Here is a 21,919-nt window from a genome sequence, read left to right as displayed (position 1 = left end):
CTCGTTCCCCGTTCATCTATAGTCATTCGGCTTCACTTGCAAATATAGGTATTATATAACTGTTTGATTTGTATTTCCACCTAAAATTCGCATTCTTGTAAAACTCATGGTAACGTGGAAATGAAGGTTTCATACTCGTGAATTCAGAAGGGAATTGAATGATGCCAAGGCCGAAATTTAACCGATTTCTCCTCCTCCTAGCCTGTATAGGCATAGCCCTTTATGCGGGCATAACAGCTTTGTATGGCTTACAAACGGAAGAAGCGCCGGCGGGCGAGAATCCTTCCATCACCAAAGCGCAGGCCGCAGAACATGCTTCTACCTTCATCAACGAGCGATATGCGATCAAAGGGAGCAACACTTTTGTAGCGTATCAGTCTAAAAAAGAACGCAGCGGCTATTTGCAGAAAGAGCATTTATCCGAAAGCTATGACGCGGCGTTCGGCAAACGCTATCCGCTGGACTATTACCAGGTCAACGTGAGTGATGCCAAGAAGAACCGTCAGTTTGAAGTTGAAGTCAACTACACGGACGGCTCCGTGATCGGATGGCGTGAAGTCTATAACGCTGAGAGCGAGAGTGCTCTTATCAGCAAACAGAAGGCTGACATTATGGCCAAGCAGGAAATGCGGACTCGCGGGCTTGATCCCGATGACATGAAAGCCATCGATAAAGATGATGGCGCAGCGCAGAAAGACTCCGGCTTGGTTCTATACTATGAAAAACAATCTCAACCTATGGGAGAAGCGAAATTACAAGTTCGCACGCAATTCGATGAGAAGAATTTAGTCGGCTACACCGTGCTTTTCAGCTTGCCGGCTTCGCATCTGGATTGGCTTGACGCACAGGATCATTCCGCTTCCGTGATGACCTGGATTTCAATGGGCTTCTCCATTCTCATGACCATTGCCGCCATTGTCCTTGTCATCATTTATCGGAAGCAAATGAGATTTCGCAGCGGACTGCTGCTGACGGCTATTTTCTTAGCCATTTACATCGCCAATAACTTTAATATGTACCCTGCTTTCCGCTTGATTAGCGGCGCAGGCCCGAGTGCTGAGTTCGCCACATGGGCAACGATTATTTTCATGAACGTACTGGCGGTTGGACTCGCCATTTCACTCTACTTCTCTCTTGTAGCCGGCAATGGCCTATGGAATTCGATGGGGCAGCCCAAATGGCCAACCTGGAAGGAACAGATGTATGGCACAGAGGTATTTTATGGCATGGGACGAGGCTATTTACTGGCGCTTTTCATCCTTGGCATTCAACAAGTCCTGTTCTATACAGGGGATGTCAAATTTGATGTATGGGCGGTCAATGATCCAACCGATTCCGTGCTCAACATGGTGGAACCCCGCCTCTTCCCTTTGATGGCTTGGGTTGCGGCGATTTCGGAGGAAGCCACTTACCGGCTGCTGGGCATTATCTTATTCAAAAAGCTGTTCCGCAATAATTTCATTGCGATTCTTATTCCTAGTGTGATTTGGGCGGCCAGCCACACCCAGTATCCGATTTATCCGGTCTATACGCGGTTAATCGAAGTAACCATTATCGGTATTATTCTTGGTTATGTGTTCCTCAAATATGGCTTCATTACCGCCGTTTTCGCTCATGCCAGCATGGACAGCATCCTGATGGGGATGTCGCTCTTCTCCTTAGGACACGTAAGCGATGTGCTGTGCGGGATCTTGTACCTCCTGCTCCCAGCCATCGTCGGCTATTTCCTAACTTGGCTGCATGGAAAAAGGCGGGGTCCCCTTATTCCTGGGGAACCGCCGCCTCGCCTTGGAGCGCTTTGAGAATCTCGCCTGCTAATTTCTCACCTATACCCAGAGGCTTGAAGTCTTGGACTTCAGCCTCTTTTATTTTGCGCACGGAGCCGAAATGCTTCAAGAGGGCCTTCCTGCGCTTCTCCCCGATACCCGGGATGGCATCGAGCTGTGAGGCTACCATGGACTTCGCCCTCGTTTCCCGGTGGAACGTGATGGCAAAGCGGTGGACCTCATCTTGGATCCGTTGAAGCAGATAAAACTCCTGACTGTCCCGCGGCAGCGGAATGATCTCCGCAGGATCTCCCATCATCAACTGCGCCGTCTTATGCTTCGCATCCTTCACGAGGCCGCAAATCGGAATGTACAGCCCAAGCTCATTCTCCAAGACATCGACCGCGGCGGAAATCTGCCCCTTGCCTCCGTCGACGACGATAAGATCCGGCATCGTCAGATTGTCCTTCAGCACACGTTCATACCTGCGGCGAATGACCTCACGCATCGTCTCGTAATCATCCGGGCCCACAACGGTTTTCACTTTGTACTTGCGGTACTCTTTGCGATCGGGCTTCCCGTCCACAAAAACGACCATCGCCGAGACCGGATTCGTCCCTTGAATGTTCGAGTTATCGAACGCTTCGATCCGGCGAATCTTACCCATACCGAGCCATTCGCCGAGGTTTTCCACGGCTTTGGTCGTCCGGCTTTCGTCCCGCTCCACGAGACGAAACTTCTCATCCAGCGCGTTGCGGGCGTTATCTTTGGCCATATCGACCATCTGCTTCTTCAGTCCGCGCTGCGGGATGTGGACCTTGACCTTCAGCCATGATTCCAGCGCCTCGCGGACATCTTTCATTTCAGCCTCCGCTTGCGCAGAGGACTGCACAGGCTGATCAGCAGGGACAACGTCCACTGCTGGAGCTGCGCCTGCTTCTGCCTCAGGCATGCCAGGCAGGAAGATCTCCTTCGGCAGCGCAGGATTGTCGATGTAGACCTGCGTGACGTAGGTGATGAAGTCACTGTACTCATCGCCATAATACGGAAACAGCGAGACGTGCCGCTCGATGAGCTTGCCCTGACGCATGTACTGGATGTGTACCGCCATCCAGCCCTTATCCACCGCATAACCGAACACATCACGGTCCTGCGCGTCAACCGCATTGATCTTCTGCTTCTCCATCAAGGCGTCGATGCTCATAATATGATCGCGCAGCTCTTTCGCGCGCTCGAAGTTCAGTTCTTCCGCTGCCGCCAGCATCTTGGTCGTCAGCTCTTCCTTAATGACATCGTGTCCCCCGTTCAGAAAACGGGTGATCTCCTGCACCATCCGCTCATTCTGCTCAGCGGATACCTCATACACGCAAGGCGCCAGACATTGTCCGATATGATAGTATAGGCATACTTTATCGGGCATTGTCTTGCACTTGCGCAGCGGATACAACCGGTCCAGCAGCTTCTTAGTCTGCTGGGCCGCAAAAGCATTCGGGTAAGGGCCGAAGTACTTGCCCTTATCCTTATACACCCGCCGCGTGACTTCCAGACGCGGCTGCGCCTCATGGGTAATCTTGATGTAAGGGAACGTCTTGTCATCCTTGAGGAGTACGTTGTACCGCGGATGATGCTGCTTAATCAGATTACACTCGAGAATGAGCGCCTCCACATTGGAGGAGGTGATGATATATTCAAAGTCGCGGATTTCGCTGACTAGTCTTTGCGTCTTGGCACCATGGCTTCCTGTAAAGTAGGAGCGCACCCGGTTTTTCAACACTTTTGCTTTTCCTACATAAATGATCGTACCTTCGCGGTTCTTCATAATATAGCAACCAGGTTTATCCGGTAATAGGGAAAGCTTATGTTTAATCATTTCCAGACGCTGTTCACGGACGGCCGCGTCCTCTTGCTCATGGTCAAACTCCGTCATGATTCCTATCTCCTTTCGTGCACAAAAAAAGCTCATTTTCAGCATAGCAGAAAATGAGCTTTTTCTCACGAACAATTGTTTCTAATTCGAATTCAGAAACAACTTATTGATGGCGAGTTACAACATTTTTCAAAGCTTCTTTGGATTGGAAACCAACCACTTTATCAACAGGCTGTCCGTCTTTGAAAACGATCAGTGTTGGGATACTCATTACGCCGAAACGCGCAGCGGACTCTGGATTGTCATCCACGTTCACTTTTGCGATTTTCAAAGCTTCTACTTCTTTATCAAGCTCTTCCAAAACAGGAGCGATCATTTTGCAAGGTCCGCACCAAGGTGCCCAGAAGTCTACAAGTACTGTACCTTCGCTTTCAACTTCAGCTTTAAAGCTGTTATCAGAAACATTCACGATTGCCATGATAGTTCCTCCTTCTAAGAATGGATTTATAACATCAAGTAGTTAATTGCTACCGATGAACGTCAACATGTAAAGTATACCACACCCATAGGCCATTTCAACCAAACCATAACTTAGCAATCCGGCTGGCTCTGGAACCTACTTGGATGGCACGCCTACCGGCAGCCCCTGAAGCCTTTGCTGCTCAATATAAGCAATACGATCCTTCAAATTCGCTTGCAGCATCTGCAGCATTTCCATTTGCCGCTCAATGTCCTGCAGCTTCTCCGTGTAGAGTGGCAGCAGATCATCGCATTGCGACTCCTGATTTTTCATGACGCAGTTTAGAAAGCTTTCAATTTGTTCGGTCGTAAAACCCAGGCTCAAATAAAACTGAATGGTTTTCACGCGTTCAACAGCCATTTGGTTAAAAACCCGATAACCGTTCTCTTCGCGCTGCGTTGCGATAAGCCCTTTGGCCTCGTAGTACCGCAAAGAACGAATGCTGGCACCTGTCAGCTTGGATAATTCACTAATCCGCATGGCTTTCACCTTTTTCCTTTTCCTTGATCAAGTAAGGATGACTTTATTGTAAACCATAACACTAATGTTAGAGTCAAGACTTATTTTATACTTTCCGCTCCTGTCTGTTATTGTTTGCATAATTGTCACTTCCATTATCTTTACAAGTTTCGAGGAATTTGGGTATACTAAGTTTAAACTTTAGAATGTCGGACGTTAGGGGGTAACCACATGAGCGATCCTAAACACCCTGAGCTTCACGTGTATGAAGAACCGCGTAACGATTTCATGGACGTTGGTATCGGATTTGGCGTGTTCTTCGCGATCTTGTTTGTCATTGCAGCCGTTGCAACTGCTATTCAGGTAATGAAGTAGAACTTGTACAAGCCCATAAATCAACCGCTTTGCACTGTTAGTGTAGGGCGGTTTTTTCATTAGACCACACTGCAAAGGGGAATTACGATTCAAATGATTAAAGTTCATCCAGATCGCCAAAAGCTCATTTCTTTTATCGGTTTAACGAACGCAGACTTACAATTATTAAAAAGTAAAGAAGAAGCCTTCCAAAGTGTTGTAGAAAAACTGGTCGACCAACTGTATGCCGAAATCACCCAGGTCCCTGAGCTTGTTGCGATTATTCAGCAGCACAGCACGATTGAGCGCCTCAAAGAGACGCAGCGTTGGTACTTTCTATCCATGGCCTCCGGACTTATTGACGATGAATACATAACGAAACGTTTATACATAGGAAAAGTACACTCCCGCATCGGCCTGACAACTTCTTGGTACTTAGGTACCTATTTAAAATATACGGACATCGCTACTCAGCATTTCAAAGAAATCATGCCTGACGAGTGGACGCAAGTGCTCCATGCGTTAAGTAAAATGTTCAACCTGGACAGCCAGCTTGTTTTGGAAGCCTACGAGCAGGATGAGAAGCTGAAAATTCAAACCTTGGTGGACGAGCAGGATATTATGCTGACGACCATCTCCAGTGTTGTGCAGGACCTTGCTTCCATGATGGTGGAGCTTGGCGGCAGCAGTCAAACCGTAGCCGATACCGCGATAAAAACGGCGGAATCGCAGGATTCATCCAACCATCGTATTGACGAACTCCAACATGAGATCAAAGATATCTCGAAAATGGGTTCCGTCATGAAAGAAATTTCCGACCAGACGCATCTGCTTGGTCTTAATGCAGCTATTGAAGCTGCACGCTCTGGCGAGCATGGCCGCGGCTTTGAAGTTGTCGCCAACGAGGTGCGCAAACTGGCTTCGCATTCACGCGAAGCGCTCGACACCATCCAGAAGAAGCTGAAGCTGATCACGCAGAAGCTTGAACTCGTGCAGAAGGGCTCCGAGGAAACGACTCACTTCGCGCGTACACAAGCCGCCAGTGCGCAAGAGCTTACTTCCTTCGTTCAAATGATTGAAAGTGTAACTACCCAGTTGGAACGTCTAAAGAAATCATAACATTCATTGATACGAGAAAGACCCTTCCATCCACATTATCTGTGGTAGAAGGGTCTTTTTGAACTCCTCAAATCTTACTATCTTCCCCGTTTATTCGTACCGGTCACTTCAACGACCTCAACGAAAGGACGAATACGGTCCATAATCCGTTGTCCTTTGTACTCCTCGTCGCCATCCTTGTTCGTGAAGCTGAAATGCTTCTCAAGATCATGCAGCGCATAGTTGGATGTAAAGAACGTCGGCTTCCGGTTCATCCGGTGATTCACAATCGCCCCAATGACATGGTCGCGGAGCCACGGATTGAGATTCTCCGCCCCAATGTCGTCGAAAACAAGCAGATCCGTTTCTTTCAGAAGATCGATCGTCTCTTTCAACTTAGCGGGCTCTTGGAACATGCCTTTCAAGTCCTCAGCAAAATCCGGCATATACACGATGGCGCCCGTCATCCCCACTTTGGCCAGCTGATGCAGCATATAGCCCATGAGGAACGTTTTCCCCGTACCGAACGATCCGCATAAATAAAGCCCGCGTGTTTGCAATCCGGTTTCCATGGTTTGATTGACGTAATCATTGATTTGCATGACGGCTTTCGCCCGGTCCAAATCCGTTTCCAGAATATCGCCAAACGAGAAGCTGCGCGAAATCATCCGTGGATCTACGTGGAACGTACGAATCCGAGATGAAATCGCATCCTGGAGCTGCTTGGAGGTAAACTTTTTGCACGCCACTTTTTCTTCATGTATATACACTCTATCGTTATCCGTATCGGCAGTTAGCATCGTATAGTGACCTGTCATATCATTCGGACAGTTCTCCAAGCCTGGGCAATTGGAGCAGGTTTTGTACTCGGTCACATATTGGTACAGCTTATTCATGTTAATCTTGACGGCATAATCATCGACAAACGGGTACTTCTCGCGAAACTTATGAACTAAGGCGTCATCCATGACCGCCTTGATTTTGACCTCGGCCTTGCGTCTCCATTCCGAGTTCGGCATGGATTTAAGAATGTGCGACAGCGATTCCATGATTGCGGCACCTCCTATATCTGTGATCTCTTGCTATTAGATTAGCTCTCGTCAGCTCTTCCGATTAAACCGCTCATCCAGCTTCTGAGCCATCCTTCTCGCAGCCTCCAGCTCTTCTTCGGTCAATCTGGAAGAAGCTGCAGCGCCTGCATCCTGCACCACCATCGGGATATGCGGCTTTTGCGTCTTGCCCTGCCGGCCCCTGGTTACAGATCCGCCGCCGGCTTTGGCGGCCTCCACTTTGGATGCAGCTTTCTGTTTGTAGCTGATTTTCTCGCGCACATACTCTACGGCCTGCTCGTAAGTAACAATTTGTTTGCCGAGCATATCCGAGGCGACCGCTTCTATCGAAGACTTCGCCCAAGAGCGGCGATCGATGTGCAGGAAGTGGATCAATACATTGATGACTTCTTCGTTTAACTTATAATTCAAATCAATTTTCTCAAATATATTAAGTACGCCGTCGGGAATTGAGCCCTGCGTAAAAAACATTTTCAGGACTGCCGTATACGGCTCGTTACGCATAATGTAGTTGTATTGATGATCCGTGCATTCGCCGCGCAGCTGCTGTGGCACTTCCAAATAATACGCCATCTCCACGGATTTCTCTTCCGCCTGATCTGTCGCGTTTTCGGCTCCGGTCTCTTCCGTTCTGGACAAGGTTCGCTCTCTTTCCTCGTCACGCTTCTTGCTTTGCCTGTAAAAGAGATTCGCGTTGTACTGCATGAGATCCATCTGCAGCTCGCCATCTTCGCTAAAGACGCCGTCTTCATCGAGCAGCCGGCATGTTTCCTGCAAGGAAAGATTATACTTCTTGGCCACAATATTAATGGCTGCCATCTGATCAGGCTTATGCTTGAGCGCCTCAACGAATATCCGGTTGCTCGCTCCGCGTGGGAACCTCATGATAATGTCCGCATACTGGAAGCCTTTGGTTGTGACATCCAACCGGGCCTCACCCTGTTTGCTCACAGATGCTTCATATAACGCCTGCTCCAACTCATAGTCAACCACCTGGGTATTCAGCCTGAACAGGTCATAAAAAGGAACGGATAAATTCTCTTCGCTTGCTTCGCGGCACTCTTCCGGCTCCGGCGCCAGCAAGTCTTCCCGAAGAGAGAGCAGCATGAACTTACCGACCTTATCGCGTAGCAGCAGCGTCAAATGTTGATTCCTGAAAAATTCATTGGGCCCAAGCGGTGGGAACAATGTGTAGACAAAAATATAATCTTCTTCATCCGCCAAAAACTTGCGGGTTGTCTGCAAGAGGCCAACCGCCTCAAGCTTGGAGGATTGCTCGATCAAATACTTCCGGCCTCGTTCTCCCTGCTCCAGATCTAGCAGCAGAAATAACTTACGCTGCTGTTCCAAAGGCGAAAATCCGACCTTTTCCGCACTCATCTGCTGATAGAGAGCTTGATAGAGACTTATTGCCAAACCACCGATCATCGGCTGATACATCATCGCCAACATTTTAAAATCCAAACTGCTTAAAGAAAATTCACGGCCTACACAAAACCTGTGATTCTCCGTGAAATGCAGCATATTCGTCATTCTCATCCGTTTACAGCACCATCCTGCCTAGGCTCAACCGATTGCCTGCCACCTTGCCGGCATCTCGGTTTCTCTCTCTATTAGTCTACCACAAAAATCGACATGCTTGGTATCTAGTAGAGAAAGATAATATTACCTAAAATGAAAAAACCAACCTTTCGGCTGGCTGGGTTGGCCTTGTACATGCCGCTTAGCTTTCGATGGAACATTCCGAATTTTGTTGATACTTTTTGCCCCATTCTTTCATTAGCAAAATAATCGGCGTCAAGGTTTGGCCAAACTCCGTCAAAGAATACTCCACTTTCGGCGGCACTTGGTGGTACACCTCACGATGGACAATGCCGTCCTCCTCCAGCTCACGCAGCTGCAAGGTCAGCATTCTTTGTGAAATGGATGGACAAATTCGTTTGAATTCATTGAATCTTTTGGATCCATCGATCATGTGATAGAGCAGCACGCCCTTCCATTTGCCCCCGATCACGTCCAATGTATATTCAACTGGGCAACCTTCCCGGTCTCCTGTGCTGCCATAGCCGCTTTCTCGATCACGCATAATGCCTTGGCACCTCCTTAGTATACAAATTGATACTATACCACACGAATGTGCGTACTTCCTATTTTAAAATGAATGGGCTACACTGACAACATCATAACTTTCATTCATAGGAGATGAGCATATTGAGTTCCCAAGAAACGATGAAAGCCATAGGATTATTCCGTTATCTTCCTATTGAGCATCCTGAAAGCCTTATTCATGTTGATGCCCTGAAACCGGTGCCCACTGGCAAGGATCTATTAATTAAGGTCAAAGCCATTTCCGTAAATCCCGTAGATACGAAAGTGCGTGCTCCGAAAGAGAAAACCGAAGACTCAGCTCGCGTTCTGGGTTGGGATGTCGCAGGTATCGTAGAGCAAACCGGACCTGACTGCACCTTGTTTGAGCCAGGGGACGAGGTCTATTACGCCGGAAGCATCACTCGCCCTGGCGGCAACAGCGAGTATCATCTCGTTGACGAACGCATCGCCGGCCGGAAACCGAAATCGCTGAATTTCGCCGATGCAGCCGCGCTGCCGTTAACAGCCATCACCGCTTGGGAAGGCCTGTTTGAGCGGCTCGGCGTATCACGGAATAAAGAGGATAATGCCGGCAAAACCGTCCTGATCCTTGGCGCTGCTGGGGGAGTTGGCTCTATCGCCACGCAGCTAGCGAAACTTGCCGGGCTTACCGTCATCGGTACAGCTTCACGCCCTGAATCTGTGCAATGGGTGAAGAAAATGGGAGCGGATCATATAATCAACCATTATGATGCTTTCGTGCCGCAATTAAATTCACTTGGCTTAACTGATGTTAACTATATTTTCTGCTTAAACAGCACAGCTGAGCATTGGCAGAATATGGCGGACGCAATTGCCCCACAAGGGATCATCTGTTCCATTGTAGAAACTAGTCAACCACTAAATATGAATCTACTGAAAAATAAGAGCGTCACGTTCGCTTGGGAGTTTATGTTCACACGCGCGATGTTTCAAACATCGGACATGATCGAACAGCACAATCTACTGAATGAAGTAGCCGATCTAGTCGATAACGGACTACTAAGCACCACAGTGACTCAGCGATTAACGCCAATCGATGCAGCAAACCTTCGCAAGGCCCATGCCATGCTTGAGGAAGGCCATACGATAGGTAAAATTGTTCTGGAACATTTTGAATAAAAGGAAAATGGGGTTGTCTCCAGGTCTGAATATGACCTGTGGACATCCCCTTATGAGACTTATTTCACACACGCCGGGTTCAGTCAGGGGAAGCTTCGGCTTCCTCGCTGGCCCGGGTGTCTTCTCCATACATGGCAGGGTTCATTTTTCTCGCGATGGCCAAATCGAGCTGTCCCCGCTCTGTTTGCTGATCCTCCAAACTCTCCACCCACAAGCGAATCAGATCATTCATCTTGGCTGCGTTTTTGATCGGAATTTCATGTTTCGCGTCTTTTATGAAATAGAGAGAACTATAGGGCAGACTCTGGTGAAGCAAATGGGCATACCGATGAAATGAACGATCCTTGCCACCAAACATTAATAAAATCGGATGCTTGATATTTCGGAGTCGATGCGTGCAGGAATAGGCAATGGTTTGCTTAAAATACATGCAGACATCACTGGAAGAGTCTTTCAACGAGCTTTCATACAAATGGCGGTAAGTGGTGGGATTGTCTGCGTTTCCGTTCGTGATGGCTTTTTTCAACAGATTCATCAGCATAACCGGGCCGGTCATATTACACGCCATCCATACCCTGATTTTGTTATATACATCGGTCAATTCCGACATGCCGCTCACCACGATTCCTCCAAGGAATCGCTCAGGATAAGCTAAAAGCGCTTCCAGAAGGACCATCCCGCCTGTGGAATACCCGCAGAGATAAGCCTGTTCAATCCCGATTTCATCGAGCAGCATGCGAACATCCCGTGCCATTAACTCCATACTGAGCGGGCGTTCTGATGCTTGGCTGGACCCATGGCCGCGAATATCAAATGTAATCACCTGGAAATGGGGGGATAACTGCTTTTGTTGATAAAAGAAAGCCTCTGAGGTTAACAGAGGCGGATGGATAAACACAATCGGGGTGCCGGTTCCTGAAATCTCATAATTCAGAATCGTCCCTTTTAAATGGGCAAAAGGCAAAGTCGTCTCCTCCGTCAGGTCATGTTCAAGAACTTCACCTTATCGTAGCCCGCTTTGCCTTTTATTATTACACTAGAACATTTTGAAGCCTTTGACACGCAGTGTTTTAATTGCTGATCCACTAAGAATAGCGCCAACTAATCCGCCGATAGCCGGAACGATATCAACGATCGTAAAGCTTTCCCCGCTGGATAAAAAAGAGGCCGACCCCATTGACCCGTAGATCACAACGCCAATCACCAGTGCGATGAACGCATAGAGTGGAAACCATGTCGTCTTCATCAGCATGTTCAAAATAAAACCGATTCCAAAAAATAACACCATCATTAAGACAGTGGCAATAATCATCTGCAGCAATGTCTGATCCCCCTAATTATGAAACTCATCTTCCGCTTTCTTCTCATTGTAATCCACGAGATCGCACAGGTAAAGTGTACACAAATTGAACATTTCCCACTTCACCCTTTGTTCATTTGCCCTTTCCCCATGAATTGGATACAATGTAGGGGATATTAGCCTTGAATGGAGGAACACCCATGAGTGAAGCCGTACAAACGCTGGAAGGCTGGTATGCGCTCCATGATTTCCGGATGATTGACTGGAACGCATGGCATGCCGCAACCCCACAAGAGCGTAAACATGCAACGGAAGAGCTGAATACATTCTTGTCCGAATGGCAGCAAATTGAAAACGATAAATTAGGCAGCACTGCCGTATATAGCATCGTTGGACAAAAAGCTGACTTTGTATTCATGCAATTGCGCGAAACGTTAGAAGAACTGAATGATTTGGAAAATGCTTTTAATAAATCCAGCTTCGCCGCTTTTACAATCCCGGTATATTCCTATGTTTCTATCGTTGAATTAAGCAGTTACTTAGCTAAACCTGGCGTCGATCCTGCGGATGATCCAGAGATTCAAGCGCGCTTGAAGCCTACGCTGCCTAAAGCGAAGCATATCTGCTTCTATCCGATGAACAAGCGTCGCGAAGGCAATGACAACTGGTACATGCTCCCTGCGGACGATCGCAAAACGATGATGCGCAGCCATGGCATGATTGGCCGTACATACGCTGGCAAAGTGAAACAAATCATCACGGGTTCTGTTGGTCTGGATGATTGGGAGTGGGGCGTAACGCTGTTCTCCGACGATCCTCTGCATTTCAAAAAGCTCGTTTATGAAATGCGTTTTGACGAAGTGAGCGCACGTTTCGGTGAATTCGGTGATTTCTACGTGGGTAACTTGCTTACACCTGAGAAGTTTACTAAACTCATTACGGTTTAATTTTATAGAACATCGAAGGATGGGCCTCTGGCCTATCCTTCTTTTTTTCATTCTGCCAAGTAAAAAAAGAAAGCCCGCCCTCTATAGGACAAGCTTTCTCCAATTAATCCTCATCATCGTCGTCGCGGAGCGCAGCGGCAAGTTCGGCTTCCATCTGCGCTTTGCGTGCGAGATACGCTTCGGTATCACGATCACGCTGCCGACTCTTTTCTTTCAACCGTTCGATGGCTGGAAGAATGAGTATATCAATTTCCTTTTGTACAACTGCTACATGATCGTAACGTTTCTCCGTCTCCAGAAAATGACCGACTTCAATCAGTCCATTGTAACGATCCAGTTCATCCCGGGTAAGAAGTCCTCTTACTTGGACACTGCAGTGCCGCATAGCGATCCCCCCGTTTACGAATGATGACTAGAAACGCCCTTTACGAATAACGAGCGGAATTCCGCCGATAATGTAGAGGTATCTCATATCAACCACTTTTTTCATCATGGCTGCTACATTACCTTTGAGTTTACGGGAACCAACAATCCCGATGGCTTGTCCTTTACCCAAGGAAGCCACTGTACCTTTGTTGGAGAATTTGAAAGTTTTCATTTGCGAACCGCGAATGGAAGCAATCAGGTTATGAGCCACAGCTTCCCCTTGCTGCATCGCGATTTGTGCTGTTGGAGGGTATGGTCGGCCTTCATCGTTCATGACGATGGAACAGTCACCAACAACATAGATATTGTCGAATTGAGGAGCACGCAGGTACTCATCAACTTTAATTCTGCCGCGCATCGTTTCAAATCCTGCCTCATCGAGCATATGGTTACCGCGGATACCGCCCGTCCATACAACAGTTGCAGCCTTGATAAACTCATCGCCCGCGATCAGAACGCCTTCCGGAGTGCATTCTTTAATCGCTGTGCCGATTTTGAACGTGATGCCTTTGTCCGTTAAAATTTTCATCGCATACTCAACCAGCTCAGGGTCAAAACCTGGCAGTGCTGTTGGAGCCGCTTCAATATTATAAATCTTCACGAGGGAAGGATCGACGTCGAACTCTTTGCAAAGCTGCGGAATACGGTCTGCAAGTTCACCAATGAATTCAATACCAGTAAATCCTGCTCCACCGATAACGAATGTCAGGTAATCTTTGCGATCCGGTTCACGCTTGTATTTCGCGAATTGGTACTCAATGTGCTCGCGGATGAAGCGAACACTGTTGATGCTGCGAATATTCAGCGCGTATTCTTTAAGTCCAGGGATTCCGAACGTTTCAGCTTCGCCGCCAAGACCGATAACTAGGTAGTCGTAAGAAAGCGTACCGTCTTCGAGAATAACCTTTTTCTCATGCGGACGGATTTGAGTAACAGTCGATTTCACGAAATCCACTTTGAACTCGTCAATCAATTTCAGAATGTTCACGCGTGCATTTTCAGGATTATCTGTCCCTGCAGCAGGCATATGGAGATGCGTGGTAATGTAATGGTAATCATGCTTGTTTACGAGCGTTACATCAGCTTCATTGTAATTTAATTCTTTTTGCAATCGAATTGCAGAAAGAATCCCGCCGTAACCGGCTCCTAGAATAACGATTCTTGGTATTCTACTCATGTCTCTCTCACTTCCATATCCGATTTTATTGTCCCATGGTTTCTCTATCTTGTGAAAATTTACACAAACAGTTTCAAAAGTCGTATACTGCCTCTAGTTTGCTCTCTCACGCAATGATTTATGATGATCAAAAAATGCATCAAAAAGCACGAATTTCGTCACAACATGGTAAACCGATTCTCATGATATAATATAATTTAAATTAGTAAAGATCAAGTGCTATTTTGGCTTAAAATCAAGCTTACAGCCGCTTCAGCCCTGTCCAACCATTGTAAGCATTACTTATCATATTTATAAGCGATTTATATAAAGAATTCACACTTTTCTGTTTCCTTCATTAGAAGAGACGTTTATAATGGAATAATGATTGTGGCAATTCTTGCAATTCTGAGAATAATGGCACATCAAAGGAAATGAATCGGAGGAGTTTAACAATGATCGAGAAAGAAACTAATCAAGACATCGTTGATATTATTGTCATCGGTGGTGGACCTGCCGGGATGTTCGCATCCTTCTACGCTGGAATGCGCCATGCGTCCGTGAAAATTATTGAAAGCATGCCGCAACTAGGTGGACAGCTTGCCGCTCTTTACCCTGAGAAGTACATTTATGACGTAGCCGGATTCCCGAAAGTAACGGCGCAAGATTTAGTCAATAACTTACTAGCTCAAATGAAACACTTTCCTATAGATGTTTGCCTAGAAGAGAAAGTACATCAAGTTGTTAAAAAAGAAGAGCGTCTTTTCGAAATCACAACGGACAAAGGCACGCACACTAGCCGCGCCGTTATTATCACAGGCGGAGTTGGCGCATTCGAACCGCGTCGCTTGGAACTTCCGGAAGCCGCACAATACGAGAAAAAGAACTTACACTATTTCGTAAGCGATTTGAACGCATTTGCCGGTCAAAAAGTGTTGATCAGCGGAGGCGGCGATTCCGCGGTAGACTGGGCGCTTATGTTGGAGCCGATTGCTGAGAAAGTGACGCTGATTCACCGTCGCGATAAATTCCGCGCACACGAGCACAGTGTCGAGAACCTGATGAACTCCAAAGTAAACATCGTAACGCCTACAGAAATTACGAAGCTTCAAGGCAGCGACCGCATTGAGCAAGTTACGCTCAAAGATATCAAGTCGGGCGAAGAAACTGTGCATGATGTGGATGCTGTTATCGTTAACTTCGGATTCGTATCTTCCCTCGGACCGATTGCTGAGTGGGGACTTAACATTGAGAACGGCTCGATCGTTGTTGACTCCAGAATGGAAACGAACATTCCAGGTATCTTTGCTGCAGGGGATATCACGACATATCCGGGCAAATTGAAATTGATTGCTGTTGGCTTCGGCGAAGCACCTACGGCGATTAATAATGCCAAAGTTTATATCGACCCGACTGCTAAGCTTTCACCAGGACACAGCTCCAATTTGAAATTTTAAATCATAATCTTTCTACATAAAAAGGGGTATTCTATACCTAATCTTCGGATTAGGAGGAATACCCCTTTGTCATCTATATGTCCGGTTTGCAATGGCCTGCAGGAATTAACCACCGACTGCCCCGTGTGCTCACATGCCATGTGTGATGGCGGCAGACTAAGCGACTACCTTGGTCCCTACTCCCCTTATCGGGAGATTGATGTGTACTCGATGTCCGATTCGGACGGCACGTTGTCGGGTCATGGTGGTGAATGCCTTCATTTGCTCAATTGCCCCGATTGTATGCACAGTTTAACCATTCAGATACCGAATCTATGAGCATCAACTCTCTTAGATATGTATCTGTTAATCCATTAGTTGAGCGGAGCTTCATCCTTGATGTAGACTTGCAGCTTCAAGTTCCGTCTCTGGATTTCGGCGAGCAATAGATCAACAAAATCTGATTCTAATCTCAAATCCAGTGCTTTGTAATAAGAGTCGATCAATGTTTCGTCGCTAATTTGTCTCACTGAAATCACCTTTATTCTATAATTTGTAATTATATTATCATGGGGTTAAAAATAGAACAACTGTTCCATTATCCACAGAAAATTGTGTATATCCTGTGGGTAAATTGTTGATATCCCCCCTAAACGGTATGATTGCTTGGGGGATATTGTGTATAAAGTTATACACATGCTAGACTATGCGTATACTGATAAAAAAAATTGATCACTTAATTTGTAAAATTCCGTGTAATACTTAATATTTCCTTAACGAAGTTCACAAATTTGAAAAGAATTTTTAATCGCCCGTTAATATTCATTGTTTATAATACGATTAGAAAGTTAATCAAAGGAGTGATAGACATGATCGTCTACGATATTGTACTGAATGGTGAAATCAAAGAAACGATTAAGCCCAAAAAGAACCGCTTGAAAGAAATCTACTCGTATATGCTAGAACAAACAAAGGTTATGAAAGACAAATATGGTGACAACGTAAAAATTAAAGGCCGCATCGTGTACTAGGAATGAATCCCCGTCACTTGCGGCTCTTTTTTTTTGCTATGTTAGATAATCCCTTTACGATGAAGCACCGTTAACAAGCGGTAAAAGTCATAACTTCCGTCTCTCGGGGTATCAATAAGACCCGCTTTAACCGCCGCATCAACCGCAGCTTTGGCCCACTCGGGCACTTCTTTTAGCGCCGCTTGTCCTTCTAATGCGCTTACTCTGGTCTGTAAGGCAGCAATTTGTGCCTGCAGCTGTTCCAACATTTTCACAACCTCCTCATCATATCTCGTTAATCCATTAGTTTGTATCAAATTATTCAGCTTACTGGCGTAAGCGATATCTGTGGCGTAGCCGCTGCTCTGCAAGGCTTGTGTTTGTTCTCCTGAACTTTTGGCGTTCCTTACATTCACATATCGGGGCAGCTGGAAGAGGAGATCTTGATCCCGAAAGCAGAATTCGATCGATCGATATGCGCGGAAATCACTAGGCACATTATCGTAACGCACACCGTTTACCATCTCCCAAGTCAAGGCCGATACTCTGTCCCCTGTCCAATAAGGTGTAAGCACACCGCTGCCAACCTTATATCCTACCAAGTTGTTCCACGCATTCACATTTCCACCCGTCTCCAGAATCGCCTGTGCAATACGAACAGAAGGGAAGATCGGAGAATGATCCAAACGAAGTTCTACAGCAATCGGAGCAATCAGCTCGATAAATGCTTGTCTAGTTACCATGCACTCACCCCCTTTTCCTAGTTTAAGCTAGTACTCTTTCAATCTATTCTATTCTTCCGTGAGCAAAAGGTTCCCCTTATGAGGACTCCGTCTCAGTCCCACTTTACTTTTCCCTTAGGTTAAGGTTTAGTAAGGAAAGGAGGGCTGATTGAATATGCAAATCAAAGAATTAGCAGAGAAGCTTAACATTTCTCCAAGAACCATTCGCTTTTATGAACAAAAAGGGCTGATTTCTCCCCACAAGCAAGAACACAATTTATATAGAAGATTTACGGAAAAGGAAGTATGGCGGTTACAAACGATCATTTCGCTGAGAGAAGCCGGGATGACGATTGAGGATATTAAAAAAGCGTTACCTCTAGCCGGCGACGAAGATACCGAACAACTGCAGTATTATTTGGAAATGCAGCGGTCCATCATCTTTTCTCAGTGGCTGGAGCTCAAACAAATTATTGAAACGACGGATACAATGATTGATCTTTTAAAATATCAACAAACACTTCCATTAGATGATATTTTCTTGCTAGCGGAAGGATCCAAACGATTGAGAGAAACGAGAAAAAATTGGAATGATAAATGGAATTTCGACCATCAAGCCATAACCCATGACAACAATGTAGTCAATAATGATAGAGAATATAAGGATTATGAGAAAGCTCTGCAAACTACAATCGATTGGGTTGCTCCCAAGGCGGGTGAACGGGGACTTGATATTGGAACAGGGACGGGAAATTTAGCAGGCAAGTTTCTGGATAAGGGAACTCCTATCGCCGGGATTGATCAATCCAAGGAAATGCTGAAGCTCTGTGGGCGCAAGCATCCGCAGATGGAACTTAAGCTGGGGAACTTTCTTGCTATTCCATATCTGGATGGACAATTTGATTTCATTGTAACCAGCTTTGCCCTGCACCATATTTCCGATGAACAAAAAATACTGGCTTTAGACGAAATGCGCCGCGTATTGAAACCCCACGGTCGAATATGCATCACGGATTTAATGTTTGAAAATGATGATCAAAAAGTACAGTACATAGCTGATTTAGAGCGCCAAGGCAGAACGGATGACATCCAGCTGATTCTGAATGCGTATTACGCAACAAGCTCTACGCTACTCAGCTGGTTTGACGAAAACGGGTATATCACCAAGTCTAAACAACTGAATGAGCTGCTCACTATAGTTTATGCCGTCCCAATCCGCTAAATAAATAGTTGACCTTCTCCTTACGTCAATCCTTACGATGGATTTGTAACGTAACTTAAGAAGGAGTTTGAACTATGCCTAACCATGATGAAATTTACAAACTAGAAGCAGAAACTTACGATCTGCTCATTTCTAAGCAGCCGAGTCTCTTAGAGGTAATCGAAAGCATCCATCCTGTTGAAGATCTTGACATCCTAGATCTAGGGGCTGGCTCTGGCAGATTGACCCGTGTACTTGCCCCTAAGGCCAAATCCATTTTGGCCGTCGATGCATCAGAAGCCATGTTGCAAGTAACGGCACGTAGTCTTCAAAAAGCCGGCTTGCACAACTGGAGCATTCAGGTGGCTGACCATCGAGCCCTCCCTGTCCCTGACAATAGCTACGATTTAATCGTATCAGGCTGGAGTATCTGTTATTTAGGGAGCTCTGACATTCCAAGTTGGCAAGAAAACATCCGCCAGGTGATGGCGGAAATAAAGCGAGTGCTGCACCCTGGAGGTTGCGCCATTATTTTCGAGAATTTCGGAACGGGTTCGACAGTCCCTAATCCCCCGAGTTTTCTGCGTGCTTACTATGATTTGCTTGAAAACGAATTTGGGATGTCCCACACTTGGATTCGGACGGATTATCAATTTGACAGCTTGGAGGAGGCGGAGCGGCTGAGTCGTTTTTTCTTTGGTGATGAGCTGGCCCAGCAAGTTGTTAAAGAAGGGTGGATACAGCTTCCGGAGTGCGCGGGGGTTTGGTGGTTGCGCTAGAGAAGCTCAGAGTTCCCTCGCCCTGTTCCTCATCGTGTGGCACCGTAAAATCAAAAAAAAGAAGCAGCAAGATGATCCGCTGCTTCTTACTTATTATAAAAGAAGACTCAATGCTTCTATCCATTAGCCGGAAAATGATTCGAGGATAATTTTGACCAATAAGAACGGAAGAGCGCCAATGGAGATAAACGCATATAAAAATCCTTGCAAAAAGTTTCTGAACAGTTTCACCAAAATCACTCCCATCTAAATTCGTCAAGATTGTGAACTTTCTTCAATTATACTCCTTCTCTAACGAAGTTTTATGAAAATAAGATTAATTCTTTCATTGCTTGTCCAAAAATGGGCAAAAAAAAAAGAGCAGCTATAAGCCGCTCTCATCTTAATTGATTAAGCCTCAACCTTATCATCGCAAGGCTCAGGTGTGCCTTCATAATCCGCTGGTTTGAAGGAAGATCCGCAACCGCAGGATGCTACTGCATTCGGGTTGTTGATGGTGAAACCGCCGCCCATGCCCTTGTCTTCAAAGTCGATTTGGACACCGTATAGATATTTGGCGCTTTCTTCATCCACAACCACTTTCACGCCGTGAATGGTAAATTCTTTATCGTCAGCCTTTTGATCATCGTCGAAGCCCATTCCGTAAGAATACCCGCTGCAACCGCCAGCTTTGACGCCTAGTCGCAAGAACAGGTTCGGTGATTCTTCCGAAGCCAAAAGTTCTTTAATTTTATCACTCGCAGATTCGCTAATGTTAATCATAACGGAAATCCCTCCTTGATGTTTCCCATTGTGGAAAACTGGCATTATCCATAAGTTTCGTAATGCTTACTATCAAGTATACTCCTATTCCATGCATTGCTCAAGGGCAGGTGCGCATACATGACTAGCAAAGTTCCCAAAGGCTTACTGCTTGCGTTGCATCGCATAATATTGCAAGATCAACTGATCCAATTCTCGACTACACTGTTGCACTTCAGGATGCAGGAAACCATATTCAGTGCCTAAAGCCACCATTTGGTCTCGAAGCTGTTCGATTGCTATATCTAATCGCTCCTGCAGTTCGGTCACGAAATATGTTGGCACGATATAATCACCTTTTAACCCTACGTAATCACATTGCAATAGTATACAGGAATTTGTTAATATTGGGAATAACCTTTTATGAATTTTGATAGCAAAATTTGTAGATTTCCTAGATTGTCAATTTATGTCCATGTTCATCATATTGCCCCCTCCCACAGGGAGGTTTATAATGATTAGGAAAGTTTGTACGTTTATTGAAAACTTAGAGAGTCTTTGAGCCAACTCAGAGCTCCCTATATGTGTGAATTCCTGAACCGAACTGGCTGACAGGTAGGCGAGCCACTCACACCGCTAAGGCGCATGAAATCATCTGCAGATGGATGCGTCGATTCTTTATGTGCTTTATTTTGATTTCATAGGAGGAATGAAAATGAGTGTAATCACCACAGACCCGATCAAACGGATGGCGGAAATTGCCGAAAAAGTTGAACACGGTCAACGTCTATCCTTGGAGGATGGATTATTTTTGTATGAATCGGACGATCTTTTGAGCATAGGTCAAATGGCAAACAAAGTAAACACACGATTGAACGGAAACAAGGTTTATTTTGTGCAAAATATGAGTTTGTATTTCACGAATGTATGTGAGGAGCATTGTGCTTTTTGCCATTTCCGTCGCGATGAGGGCGAAGAAGGTTCATACACGCTTACGCCAAGCCAAATGTTAGAGTATGTAGCTGAACATTATAACCCGGAAATCAGAGAGTTCCATATTAGCCAAGGGCATAATCCTCATTTGCCTTTTGAATATTACGTTGATTGCATTCGCCAATTGAAAAATGCTTACCCTGATGTGACCATTAAGGCGCATACCGCGGCAGAAATTGAATTTTTCTCACGGATTAGCGGCTTAAGCTACCGAGATGTCTTGAAGACGTTGATGGATGCTGGCCTATCCACACTGCCAGGTGGCGGAGCCGAGATTCTTACGGAGCGCTACCGGTCCAAAATGAAAGTCGAAAAAGCTTCTTCGGAAGAATGGCTCGACGTTCATCGTAATGCCCACTTGCTTGGCATGAAAACTCACGCCACGATGCTATACGGCTCGATTGAGACAAAAGAAGAACGTATCCGACATATGATGCTTTTACGCGAACTGCAAGACGAAACGAACGGTTTCTTGGTCTTCATTCCGAACTCCATCCAACCTGCCAGCAAAAACGCGGGTCTCAAAAGACGCGTACCTGCTTGGGACGAGCTGAAAACCATCGCGATCAGCCGTTTAATGCTGGATAATTTCCCTCATATCAAAGCTTACTTCATTAATATTGGTACGAAATTGACTCAGCTTTCCTTTACCTTCGGCGCTTCTGATGCCCACGGCACGATCGTGAAAGAGAAGATTTCACACGCAGCTGGCGCGCTATCCCCTGAAGGTCTTACTAGGGACGAGCTTGTTTGGTTAATTCAAGGTGCTGGACGTACAGCCGTTGAACGCGATACCTTTTATAATGAAATCAAAGTGTATTAGTC

25 protein-coding genes are annotated in these 21,919 nt (G+C 46.1%); 11 read left to right on the top strand and 14 right to left on the bottom strand.

All coding sequences use genetic code 11. From position 1 onward, the window contains the following. Positions 1 to 158 precede the first annotated feature (158 nt). The gene (locus ACKTT9_RS06940) at positions 159 to 1,802 is read left to right on the top strand and encodes a CPBP family intramembrane glutamic endopeptidase (RefSeq protein ID WP_407870980.1); all 1,644 of its coding nucleotides are present in this window, start codon (positions 159 to 161) and stop codon (positions 1,800 to 1,802) included. Here ACKTT9_RS06940 and uvrC read toward each other — a convergent pair. From uvrC to ACKTT9_RS06925, 3 genes are all read right to left on the bottom strand, one after another. Continuing rightward, entirely contained in the window at positions 1,762 to 3,693 is a 1,932-nt protein-coding gene (gene uvrC / locus ACKTT9_RS06935) for an excinuclease ABC subunit UvrC (RefSeq protein ID WP_407870979.1), read from the bottom strand. The genes ACKTT9_RS06940 and uvrC overlap by 41 nt on opposite strands. Positions 3,694 to 3,796: 103 nt before the next feature. Beyond that, positions 3,797 to 4,111 carry a thioredoxin gene (trxA, locus tag ACKTT9_RS06930; RefSeq protein ID WP_127452876.1) on the bottom strand — a complete coding sequence of 105 codons (315 nt, stop codon included), beginning with the start codon at positions 4,109 to 4,111 and terminating at the stop codon, positions 3,797 to 3,799. A 138-nt stretch (positions 4,112 to 4,249) separates the two neighbouring features. Next, positions 4,250 to 4,633 (bottom strand): MerR family transcriptional regulator, encoded by a 384-nt coding sequence (locus ACKTT9_RS06925; protein WP_127453203.1) that lies wholly within the window; start codon positions 4,631 to 4,633, stop codon positions 4,250 to 4,252. 210 nt (positions 4,634 to 4,843) lie between these two features. Here ACKTT9_RS06925 and ACKTT9_RS06920 point away from each other — a divergent pair, with 210 nt between their 5' ends. Next, positions 4,844 to 4,987, top strand: a complete 144-nt coding sequence (locus ACKTT9_RS06920; RefSeq protein ID WP_157319615.1) for a YqzM family protein — start codon at positions 4,844 to 4,846, stop codon at positions 4,985 to 4,987. 93 nt (positions 4,988 to 5,080) lie between these two features. Continuing rightward, positions 5,081 to 6,085 (top strand): protoglobin domain-containing protein, encoded by a 1,005-nt coding sequence (locus tag ACKTT9_RS06915; protein WP_407870978.1) that lies wholly within the window; start codon positions 5,081 to 5,083, stop codon positions 6,083 to 6,085. A 77-nt stretch (positions 6,086 to 6,162) separates the two neighbouring features. On the opposite strand, the gene dnaI is transcribed toward ACKTT9_RS06915, so the two are convergent. The 3 genes from dnaI to ACKTT9_RS06900 form a co-directional block, all read right to left on the bottom strand. Next, the gene (gene dnaI / locus ACKTT9_RS06910) at positions 6,163 to 7,113 is read right to left on the bottom strand and encodes a primosomal protein DnaI (RefSeq protein ID WP_407870977.1); all 951 of its coding nucleotides are present in this window, start codon (positions 7,111 to 7,113) and stop codon (positions 6,163 to 6,165) included. 51 nt (positions 7,114 to 7,164) lie between these two features. Further along, entirely contained in the window at positions 7,165 to 8,673 is a 1,509-nt protein-coding gene (locus tag ACKTT9_RS06905; protein ID WP_407870976.1) for a helicase DnaB, read from the bottom strand. Between the two features lie 184 nt (positions 8,674 to 8,857). Continuing rightward, positions 8,858 to 9,220 (bottom strand): helix-turn-helix domain-containing protein, encoded by a 363-nt coding sequence (locus tag ACKTT9_RS06900; RefSeq protein ID WP_157319619.1) that lies wholly within the window; start codon positions 9,218 to 9,220, stop codon positions 8,858 to 8,860. Positions 9,221 to 9,336: 116 nt separating this feature from the next. On the opposite strand from ACKTT9_RS06900, the gene ACKTT9_RS06895 reads away from it, so the two are divergent. Beyond that, positions 9,337 to 10,383 carry a zinc-binding alcohol dehydrogenase family protein gene (locus ACKTT9_RS06895; protein ID WP_407870975.1) on the top strand — a complete coding sequence of 349 codons (1,047 nt, stop codon included), beginning with the start codon at positions 9,337 to 9,339 and terminating at the stop codon, positions 10,381 to 10,383. Positions 10,384 to 10,462: 79 nt separating this feature from the next. Here the strand turns inward: ACKTT9_RS06895 and ACKTT9_RS06890 are convergent, their stop codons facing one another. Both ACKTT9_RS06890 and ACKTT9_RS06885 read right to left on the bottom strand, forming a co-directional pair. Then, the gene (locus ACKTT9_RS06890; protein ID WP_407870974.1) at positions 10,463 to 11,347 is read right to left on the bottom strand and encodes an alpha/beta fold hydrolase; all 885 of its coding nucleotides are present in this window, start codon (positions 11,345 to 11,347) and stop codon (positions 10,463 to 10,465) included. A 72-nt stretch (positions 11,348 to 11,419) separates the two neighbouring features. Then, entirely contained in the window at positions 11,420 to 11,704 is a 285-nt protein-coding gene (locus ACKTT9_RS06885; protein ID WP_315953257.1) for a YuiB family protein, read from the bottom strand. Between the two features lie 179 nt (positions 11,705 to 11,883). On the opposite strand from ACKTT9_RS06885, the gene hemQ reads away from it, so the two are divergent. Continuing rightward, complete coding sequence (hemQ, locus tag ACKTT9_RS06880) at positions 11,884 to 12,630, top strand: hydrogen peroxide-dependent heme synthase (protein ID WP_157319621.1); 747 nt, start codon at positions 11,884 to 11,886, stop codon at positions 12,628 to 12,630. Positions 12,631 to 12,733: 103 nt separating this feature from the next. Here the strand turns inward: hemQ and ACKTT9_RS06875 are convergent, their stop codons facing one another. Then, positions 12,734 to 13,015: a hypothetical protein gene (locus tag ACKTT9_RS06875; RefSeq protein ID WP_127452894.1), complete on the bottom strand. Its 282-nt coding sequence runs from the start codon at positions 13,013 to 13,015 to the stop codon at positions 12,734 to 12,736. Between the two features lie 27 nt (positions 13,016 to 13,042). Then, positions 13,043 to 14,233 carry an NAD(P)/FAD-dependent oxidoreductase gene (locus tag ACKTT9_RS06870; protein WP_157319622.1) on the bottom strand — a complete coding sequence of 397 codons (1,191 nt, stop codon included), beginning with the start codon at positions 14,231 to 14,233 and terminating at the stop codon, positions 13,043 to 13,045. Between the two features lie 434 nt (positions 14,234 to 14,667). On the opposite strand from ACKTT9_RS06870, the gene ACKTT9_RS06865 reads away from it, so the two are divergent. Together ACKTT9_RS06865 and ACKTT9_RS06860 are read left to right on the top strand one after the other, a co-directional pair. Then, positions 14,668 to 15,669 (top strand): NAD(P)/FAD-dependent oxidoreductase, encoded by a 1,002-nt coding sequence (locus tag ACKTT9_RS06865; RefSeq protein WP_127452898.1) that lies wholly within the window; start codon positions 14,668 to 14,670, stop codon positions 15,667 to 15,669. Between the two features lie 66 nt (positions 15,670 to 15,735). Beyond that, positions 15,736 to 15,987 (top strand): hypothetical protein, encoded by a 252-nt coding sequence (locus ACKTT9_RS06860; RefSeq protein ID WP_407870973.1) that lies wholly within the window; start codon positions 15,736 to 15,738, stop codon positions 15,985 to 15,987. A 35-nt stretch (positions 15,988 to 16,022) separates the two neighbouring features. On the opposite strand, the gene ACKTT9_RS06855 is transcribed toward ACKTT9_RS06860, so the two are convergent. Then, positions 16,023 to 16,178, bottom strand: coding sequence for a sporulation histidine kinase inhibitor Sda (locus ACKTT9_RS06855; RefSeq protein WP_127452902.1), 156 nt, complete (start codon positions 16,176 to 16,178; stop codon positions 16,023 to 16,025). Positions 16,179 to 16,517: 339 nt separating this feature from the next. Between ACKTT9_RS06855 and ACKTT9_RS06850 the strand changes: the two genes are divergently transcribed. Then, on the top strand, positions 16,518 to 16,679 hold the full coding sequence (locus ACKTT9_RS06850) for a mechanosensitive ion channel protein MscL (protein ID WP_127452904.1): 162 nt from the start codon (positions 16,518 to 16,520) through the stop codon (positions 16,677 to 16,679). Positions 16,680 to 16,720: 41 nt separating this feature from the next. On the opposite strand, the gene ACKTT9_RS06845 is transcribed toward ACKTT9_RS06850, so the two are convergent. Beyond that, positions 16,721 to 17,401, bottom strand: a complete 681-nt coding sequence (locus ACKTT9_RS06845; protein ID WP_407870972.1) for a glycoside hydrolase family 73 protein — start codon at positions 17,399 to 17,401, stop codon at positions 16,721 to 16,723. 154 nt (positions 17,402 to 17,555) lie between these two features. Between ACKTT9_RS06845 and ACKTT9_RS06840 the strand changes: the two genes are divergently transcribed. Further along, positions 17,556 to 18,602: a MerR family transcriptional regulator gene (locus ACKTT9_RS06840; RefSeq protein WP_407870971.1), complete on the top strand. Its 1,047-nt coding sequence runs from the start codon at positions 17,556 to 17,558 to the stop codon at positions 18,600 to 18,602. Positions 18,603 to 18,676: 74 nt separating this feature from the next. After that, the gene (locus ACKTT9_RS06835) at positions 18,677 to 19,360 is read left to right on the top strand and encodes a class I SAM-dependent methyltransferase (RefSeq protein WP_407870970.1); all 684 of its coding nucleotides are present in this window, start codon (positions 18,677 to 18,679) and stop codon (positions 19,358 to 19,360) included. A gap of 390 nt (positions 19,361 to 19,750) precedes the next feature. Here the strand turns inward: ACKTT9_RS06835 and ACKTT9_RS06830 are convergent, their stop codons facing one another. After that, positions 19,751 to 20,122, bottom strand: a complete 372-nt coding sequence (locus tag ACKTT9_RS06830; protein ID WP_127452912.1) for an iron-sulfur cluster assembly accessory protein — start codon at positions 20,120 to 20,122, stop codon at positions 19,751 to 19,753. A gap of 144 nt (positions 20,123 to 20,266) precedes the next feature. Then, positions 20,267 to 20,446 carry an aspartyl-phosphate phosphatase Spo0E family protein gene (locus ACKTT9_RS06825; protein ID WP_246069031.1) on the bottom strand — a complete coding sequence of 60 codons (180 nt, stop codon included), beginning with the start codon at positions 20,444 to 20,446 and terminating at the stop codon, positions 20,267 to 20,269. 370 nt (positions 20,447 to 20,816) lie between these two features. Between ACKTT9_RS06825 and mqnE the strand changes: the two genes are divergently transcribed. Then, positions 20,817 to 21,917 carry an aminofutalosine synthase MqnE gene (gene mqnE / locus ACKTT9_RS06820; protein ID WP_407870969.1) on the top strand — a complete coding sequence of 367 codons (1,101 nt, stop codon included), beginning with the start codon at positions 20,817 to 20,819 and terminating at the stop codon, positions 21,915 to 21,917. Positions 21,918 to 21,919 lie beyond the last annotated feature (2 nt).

Source organism: Paenibacillus sp. P36 (assembly GCF_045866505.1).
Lineage (GTDB): Bacteria > Bacillota > Bacilli > Paenibacillales > NBRC-103111 > Paenibacillus_E > Paenibacillus_E chondroitinus.
This window is presented reverse-complemented; position numbering and strand designations above follow the sequence as displayed.